Here is a 6,603-nt window from a genome sequence, read left to right on the forward strand (position 1 = left end):
TCCGTCTCCTCCGCTGCGCTACGGAGCCACCTCCCCCAACGGGGGAGGATTATAGCGATGCGCCCCCTCGCCATCTTCGACATCGACGGCACCCTGGTCGACAGCCGCGCCTCCATCTTCCAGGCCGCCACCGAGGCCGCCCGCGCGCTGGGCCTGCCCGAGCCCGACTACGACCGCGTCCGCCGCATCGTGGGCCTCAGCCTGCCCGAGGCCCTGGCCACCCTCGAACCCGACCTGACCCCGCCCGAGCTCGACCGCTTCGTCGAGGGCTTCCGCCAGTGCTTCCACCGCCTCTACGCCGAGGGTCACGAGGAGCCGCTCTACCCCGGCGCGACCTGGCTGCTGCGCCGCCTGCACCGCGACGGCTGGCGTCTGTCGCTGGCGACCGGCCAGAACCGCAAGGGCGTGGCCCGGAACCTCGCCCGCGAGGGCTGGGCCGACCTCTTCGTCTCCTCCCACTGCGCCGAGGACGGCCCGGGCAAGCCGCACCCCGCCATGCTGAACGCCGCCCTCGCCGCCGCCGCCTGCGAGCCCGCCAGCGCCATCATGATCGGCGACACCACCCACGACATCGTCATGGCCATCAACGCCGGCGTCCGTCCCCAGGGGGTCGCCTGGGGCTTCCATACGGCCGAGGAACTGTGGTCAGCGGGCGCGATCGATGTGGCTCCTGACTTCGATGCGCTCGAAGCGGCCCTCCATCGCGCCCTTGTCGGCGAGGTCACGCTGGCGGCAGCTGCGTCCTGAACAACTCCCAGGCCAGTTCGGCGAACTCGACATCCCGGTTCTGGGGACCGAAGGCCGGCTCCGAGACAAGCGCAACCCGGCTGGACGACGCATGTCCCCCGCCGTTCAGCCGCGACCAGTAGAGCGGCGCGATCCCGACATAGCGCACCAGCACCGCGCTGCCGCCGTCGTTCGGGTCGATCTCGACGGTCTCGGTCTGCGGCGTGACCGAGGTCAGGCCGTTGTAGATCAGCCAGCGGTCTCGCGTCCCCTCGGCCCCGATCACCCGTCCGCCCGTGCCGACCCCGACCGGGCCGCCGTCGTAGGGCATGAGGGGATCCGCTGTCCCATGCTGCATCAGGATCGGCACGACCCGCGACGGGGGCCCGCTGCAGGGACCGGGCAAGGGATTGGCGGGCAGGTTGGCCGCGCTGATCGCCACTCCAGCCACGCGATTGGACCGTTCGATGGCATAGCGGAAGGTCATCAGTCCACCGTTCGAGGTGCCTGTCATGAACACCCGTGTGTTGTTGATCCTCAGTTCGCCCTCCAGCCGGGTCAGCAGGGCGTCGAGGAAGCCGACGTCATCGGCCTCGCCGTTCTAAGTCGTGTCCCCGCGACAGTCGTTCCAGCGGTTGGACAGGCCATCCGGATAGACCACCACCAGCCCCTCCCGATCCGCGATGGTGCGGAACACCGACAGGGGCTGGACCCCCAGACGGGAGGACGACAGGGCCGATCCCGTGCCGCCATGCAGGACCACGATCAGGGCGCGGGCCTGGGTCAGGGCGGGCGGCACATGCACCAGAAATCCCCGGGATACCCCGCCAACCGTCAGGGTGTGGGAGGACAGGCCCGCAGGGTAGGGGACGCCTGACGGAGGGGGCGGCGGCGGCGGAGGCGGTGGAGGAGGCGGCTGTGTCGGCGGAGTCGTCGGGCCGGACGTCCCTCCATCGCCACCACCACCACCGCCGCATCCGGCGCACAGCAGCGCCAGTCCCGCCGCCAGGGTCGCAGCCGTCACCGCAGGTCGCATCATCTCCTCCCGGTTGCTGGCTGTCGAACGCTTGGGCGTGCCCCTTCCGTCGGGTGCCCCTTCATCTGGCCCCGGTTTGCGACTATCGGCGGCGCATGAGCCACATCCCCAACCTCGACCCTAACGTCGCCGCCCGGAAGGGCTTTCGCGAGTCCGAGGAGCGCCAGAAGCGCTTCTGGACAGACGTCACCGTCGAACCCCGCGACGCAGGCTTCACGGTCCTGCTGGACGGTCGCGCGCCGAAGACCCCGGCCGGAGCGCCATACGCCCTCCCGACCGAGCCACTCGCCCGCCTCGTCGCCGACGAATGGGCGGCGCAAGGCGAGTTCATCGAGCCTGCGACCATGTTCGCCACCCGCCTGGCCGCCACCGCGATCGACCGCGTCTCCCAGGCCCGCGAGGCCGTCGCCGGGGAGATCGCGACCTACGCCGGCTCCGATCTCCTCTGTTACCTCGCCGAGGACCCGACATCCCTGGTCGAGCAGCAGGCCCGCCAGTGGACCCCCTGGCGCGACTGGGCCGCGTCCGAACTCGGCGTCTCGCTGGAACCCGTCGAAGGCATCATCCACCGCCCCCAGTCGCCGCAGGCCGTCGCCCGCGTCCGCGACCTGGCCCTGTCGCTCGACGATTTCGCCCTGTCCGCCCTCGCCATGGCCACGCCGCTCCTGGGCAGCGCCGTCCTCGCACTGGCCCTCCAGCGCGGCGCCCTGACCGGCGAGGCCGCCTTCGAGCTCTCCCGCCTCGACGAAGCCTTCCAGGAAAGCCGCTGGGGCGTCGACGAGGAAGCCGCCGACCGCACCGCCGCCCGGCGAGGCGAGGCGGTCCTTCTTGAGCGGTGGATCCGGGCCCTTAATCCTCACCCGTAGGGGGAGGGGGACCGCGAAGCGGTGGAGGGGGCCGGCCACGCACTCGCTCTGCGATGCTCGCGATAAGGCCCTCCAGATTCGACAGAACGTCTCGAGCCGCGATCCGGTAGACCGCTATCCCTCTCGCCTCCAACCAGACGGTCCGACGCAGATCATGCGTTGCCTGATCGGGATGCAGGTGTCCATCGCCGTTGATCTCAAGCGCCAGCCGGGCTTCATCGCAATAGAAGTCCAGAATGTAGGGTCCGAGAGGATGTTGTCGCCGAAACCGGGCTCTTGCGACGCGGCGCCCGCGAACCGCCGTCCACAGGATCACCTCCGGGAGGGTGAGTTTGCGCCGAAGCTCCCTGGCGCGGTTGATGGTCAGCTTTGGGGCTTCCATTTGTGGACGATAGGCTGGGTTTGAGCGCCCGTCAGGCCCCCTCCGTCTCCTCCGCTGCGCTCCGGATCCACCTCCCCCAACGGGGGAGGATTTACTCGCGCGCGGCCCCTCCTTAAGCCTCCCCCCAAGGAGTCTCGCCCATGCACGCCATTCTCGAACAGCTCGAAGCCCGCCGCGCCGCCGCCCGTCTGGGGGGAGGCGACGCCCGCATCGCCGCCCAGCACGCCAAGGGCAAGCTGACCGCCCGCGAACGCATCGAGGTCCTTCTGGACGAGGGCAGCTTTGAAGAGACCGACATGTTCGTGGAGCACCGCTCCCACCAGTTCGGCATGGAGAAGCAGCGCGTCCCCGGCGACGGCGTCGTCACCGGTCGCGGCACCATCGGCGGCCGTCTGGTCTATGTCTTCTCCAAGGATTTCACGGTCTTCGGCGGCTCTCTTAGCGGCGCCCACGCGGCCAAGATCGTCAAGCTGATGGGCATGGCGCTCACCAACGGCGCCCCGATCATCGGCCTGTATGACGCCGGCGGCGCCCGCATCCAGGAGGGCGTCGAGAGCCTGGCCGGCTACGCCGACATCTTCCTCCAGAACACCCTGGCCTCGGGCGTCATCCCCCAGATCAGCGTCATCATGGGCCCCTGCGCGGGCGGCGACGTCTATTCGCCCGCCATCACCGACTTCATCTTCATGGTGAAGGACACCTCCTACATGTACGTGACCGGCCCGGACGTGGTGAAGACGGTCACCAACGAGGTCGTCAGTCACGAGGACCTGGGCGGCGCGCGCGTCCACGCGGGCAAGTCCGGCGTCGCCGACGGGGCCTTCGAGAACGACATCGAGGCCCTGATGGAGGTCCGCCGCCTGATCGGCTTTTTGCCCCTGTCCAACCGCGAGAAGCCCCCCGTCCGCGACAGCTACGACGACCCCGAGCGAGACGAGGACAGCCTCGACACCCTGGTCCCCGCCAATCCGAACCAGCCCTATGACATGAAGGAGTTGATCCTGAAGACGGTCGACGAGGCCGACTTCTTCGAGATCGGTGCGGATTTCGCCAAGAACATCGTCTGCGGCTTCGGCCGGCTGGACGGCCAGCCCGTCGGCGTGGTCGCCAACCAGCCCCAGGTGCTGGCGGGCGTGCTCGACATCGACAGCAGCCGCAAGGCCGCCCGCTTCGTCCGCTTCTGCGACGCCTTCGGCATTCCTCTGGTGACCTTCGTGGACGTGCCCGGCTTCATGCCCGGCACGCGCCAGGAGTACGGTGGCCTGATCAAGCACGGCGCCAAGCTGCTGTTCGCCTATGCCGAGGCCACGGTGCCCAAGCTGACCGTGATCACGCGCAAGGCCTACGGCGGCGCCTATGACGTCATGAGCTCCAAACACCTGCGCGGCGACGTCAACTACGCCTGGCCCTCGGCCGAGATCGCCGTCATGGGTGCCAAGGGCGCCGTCGAGATCATCTTCCGCAAGGAGGCCGGCGACCCCGAGGCCCTGGCGGCGCGCGAGGCGGAATACAAGGAACGCTTCGCCAATCCGTTCGTGGCGGCGGGCCTGGGTTACATCGACGACGTGATCATGCCCCACGGTACGCGGCGCCGCCTGATCAAGGCGCTACGGACGCTGAAGGGGAAGCAGCAGAGCAATCCGTGGAAGAAGCACGATAACATTCCGCTTTAGGGAAGTCAGGCATGATCGCTTCTCTCGTTGTTGTCGGCGCCTTGGGCTTGGCTCAAGCGAACCCGGTCCCGGATAGATGCGAGTTCCTTCGCGCTGTTCTCGTCGCACAGTGGCCGCTGGAGGCACCGGGCACCAAAGAGACTTTCTACCTTGATCAGCAAACCCGTGAGCGGCCCATCTTCTTGGAAAGCGACGGGACGACACCGGTGGTAGCGGACGCGGCCTTTGTCGCTGAGCTCTTCGGCGCTTTAGATCCCGATGAACTGCAGGCGATTACGCCTCATCTTGATGAGTTTGCCTCGTATTTCGAGACTGGCACATCAACGGCCATGAGGTGCGAGTTCCCCGGCCTGCGAGTGACACCTGCCGCTGTTTCGCGCGAAGGTCTGCTGGACGATCAGGATGCGCTCCAGTTTCCCCGGATCAGTCTAGGCGAACCGATGTTTTCGGCGGATGGCCGTTTCGCTATGGGCGGATACGCTTGGAGCTTTGTGCCCTATCGCTGGATGCAGGACGACTGCCTTTTCGAGCGGGTGGACGGGGAGTGGCGCATCGTTGAATGCGTTCTGTATCCGCTGAAGCGTTGATGCTCGCAGCCTGACCAACCTCCTCTTCCTCTGCTCCCGCAACCGCCTCCGCTCGCCGACGGCCGAGCGGGTGTTCGCCGACTGGCCGGGGGTGGAGACGGCGTTGGCGGGTTCCCCCCTCGAAATGGCAAGTCGCTCAGCCTGCCACATGTGCGTGATAGTACTCTGCCGCTTCGTCCAGAGTGATGCCCTCCCGCTGATGGATCGCCAAAGGGTGGTCGGTGGGCTCAAGTTCAACCTCGGGGCGCTGTCGGTGATCTTGCGGCAGAACTTGGCATTTGAGCCCCATAGTCTCCGGATAGCCGGGCAGGGCGTTTGAGAACCAACCGAACATCGGCCCCAGCTTCGACTGGTCGTCGTCTTCGAAGCTGTCCCAATAGCGGTCGAAGTTCGTTCTGCTCAGGGTGGACCAGACGCCGAACTCCAGTGTCTGGTCGCTGCCGATAATGGGGAGCGCCAGCACGGCCCGAACATAGAAGTCGGTGTCCTTGAAGCGGCAAAAGTCGCTCTGGAGTTTCCAGTTCGCGGCTCGCTCTTCTTCGCTCGCCCAATCCCAGGGCGCGGGTGCCTTGAAGGCCAGGGCAGGAAAGCCCTCATGGGTTTGACCGCAAGTCGAACAGATGAAGGACATGGGCATGGTTTTGTCCATATCGGCGATGCCTTCGCGATGGTAGCTGCTTAGGGTGACCAACCTCCTCTTCCTCTGCTCCCGCAACCGCCTCCGCTCGCCGACGGCCGAGCGGGTTTTCGCCGACTGGCCTGGGGTGGAGACGGCGTCGGCGGGGCTGGCGCCCGATGCGGACGAGCCCGCGACCTCCGAGCTCATCGAATGGGCCGACATCATCTTCGTCATGGAGCGCGCCCACCGCGCCCGGCTGCAGACGCGGTTCCGAAAGAGCCTGAAGTCCGCCCGCGTCGTCTGCCTCGACATCCCCGACGACTACGCCTTCATGCAGCCCGAACTGGTCGCCCTGCTGAAGAAGAAGGTGGGGCCGTTCCTGCGATGACCCTTCTCCCTCCCCTTCATGGGGAGGGACGGCGGACCCCGGGCTTGACCCGGGGGGAGCCAGGGTGGGGTGCGAACAGGACATCGCACTCCGCACAGACGGACCCCACCCGCGCTCGCCGACGCTCGCGGTCCCTCCCCATGAAGGGGAGGGAGAGAAACGCGCTGTTTTTCTCAATCATCCAACGACGCCGGGATTCCGCGTTACGGATCAGCGCCCCTCTCGTTTGAGACGCGCTGAACGCGCCCTCATATCCGGGTGTGTTACCCTCCCCCTCGGTTCCGTCGCTTGGGAAGGGCGCAAGGCCTTGCGAGCTTGTCGCGGCG

General features: G+C 67.3%; 9 protein-coding genes. 5 read left to right on the top strand and 4 right to left on the bottom strand.

Annotated features, from left to right (window positions below; translation table 11 throughout):
* The first annotated feature begins 57 nt into the window (after window positions 1-57).
* Entirely contained in the window at window positions 58-747 is a 690-nt protein-coding gene (locus IP78_RS13455) for an HAD-IA family hydrolase (RefSeq protein ID WP_054112179.1), read from the top strand.
* Here the strand turns inward: IP78_RS13455 and IP78_RS13460 are convergent.
* Together IP78_RS13460 and IP78_RS15350 are read right to left on the bottom strand one after the other, a co-directional pair.
* Window positions 722-1,213 carry a hypothetical protein gene (locus IP78_RS13460; RefSeq protein WP_156320417.1) on the bottom strand — a complete coding sequence of 164 codons (492 nt, stop codon included), beginning with the start codon at window positions 1,211-1,213 and terminating at the stop codon, window positions 722-724. The two genes, IP78_RS13455 and IP78_RS13460, sit on opposite strands and share 26 nt — an antisense overlap.
* Window positions 1,214-1,327: 114 nt before the next feature.
* Window positions 1,328-1,765, bottom strand: a complete 438-nt coding sequence (locus tag IP78_RS15350) for a hypothetical protein (RefSeq protein WP_197272463.1) — start codon at window positions 1,763-1,765, stop codon at window positions 1,328-1,330.
* Window positions 1,766-1,857: 92 nt separating this feature from the next.
* On the opposite strand from IP78_RS15350, the gene IP78_RS13470 reads away from it, so the two are divergent.
* Window positions 1,858-2,628 carry an ATP12 family chaperone protein gene (locus IP78_RS13470; protein WP_054112186.1) on the top strand — a complete coding sequence of 257 codons (771 nt, stop codon included), beginning with the start codon at window positions 1,858-1,860 and terminating at the stop codon, window positions 2,626-2,628.
* Here the strand turns inward: IP78_RS13470 and IP78_RS15070 are convergent.
* Complete coding sequence (locus IP78_RS15070; protein WP_082385097.1) at window positions 2,612-3,010, bottom strand: endonuclease domain-containing protein; 399 nt, start codon at window positions 3,008-3,010, stop codon at window positions 2,612-2,614. The genes IP78_RS13470 and IP78_RS15070 overlap by 17 nt on opposite strands.
* 140 nt (window positions 3,011-3,150) lie before the next feature.
* On the opposite strand from IP78_RS15070, the gene IP78_RS13480 reads away from it, so the two are divergent.
* Both IP78_RS13480 and IP78_RS13485 read left to right on the top strand, forming a co-directional pair.
* The gene (locus tag IP78_RS13480; protein ID WP_054112183.1) at window positions 3,151-4,683 is read left to right on the top strand and encodes an acyl-CoA carboxylase subunit beta; all 1,533 of its coding nucleotides are present in this window, start codon (window positions 3,151-3,153) and stop codon (window positions 4,681-4,683) included.
* 11 nt (window positions 4,684-4,694) lie between these two features.
* Window positions 4,695-5,270 (top strand): hypothetical protein, encoded by a 576-nt coding sequence (locus IP78_RS13485; RefSeq protein WP_054112184.1) that lies wholly within the window; start codon window positions 4,695-4,697, stop codon window positions 5,268-5,270.
* Window positions 5,271-5,406: 136 nt separating this feature from the next.
* Here the strand turns inward: IP78_RS13485 and IP78_RS13490 are convergent, their stop codons facing one another.
* Entirely contained in the window at window positions 5,407-5,961 is a 555-nt protein-coding gene (locus IP78_RS13490; protein WP_082385100.1) for a DUF2199 domain-containing protein, read from the bottom strand.
* Between IP78_RS13490 and IP78_RS13495 the strand changes: the two genes are divergently transcribed.
* Entirely contained in the window at window positions 5,954-6,277 is a 324-nt protein-coding gene (locus IP78_RS13495; RefSeq protein ID WP_054112185.1) for a low molecular weight protein tyrosine phosphatase family protein, read from the top strand. The genes IP78_RS13490 and IP78_RS13495 overlap by 8 nt on opposite strands.
* Window positions 6,278-6,603 lie beyond the last annotated feature (326 nt).

The sequence above is a fragment of the Brevundimonas sp. AAP58 genome, assembly GCF_001295975.1.
GTDB lineage: Bacteria > Pseudomonadota > Alphaproteobacteria > Caulobacterales > Caulobacteraceae > Brevundimonas.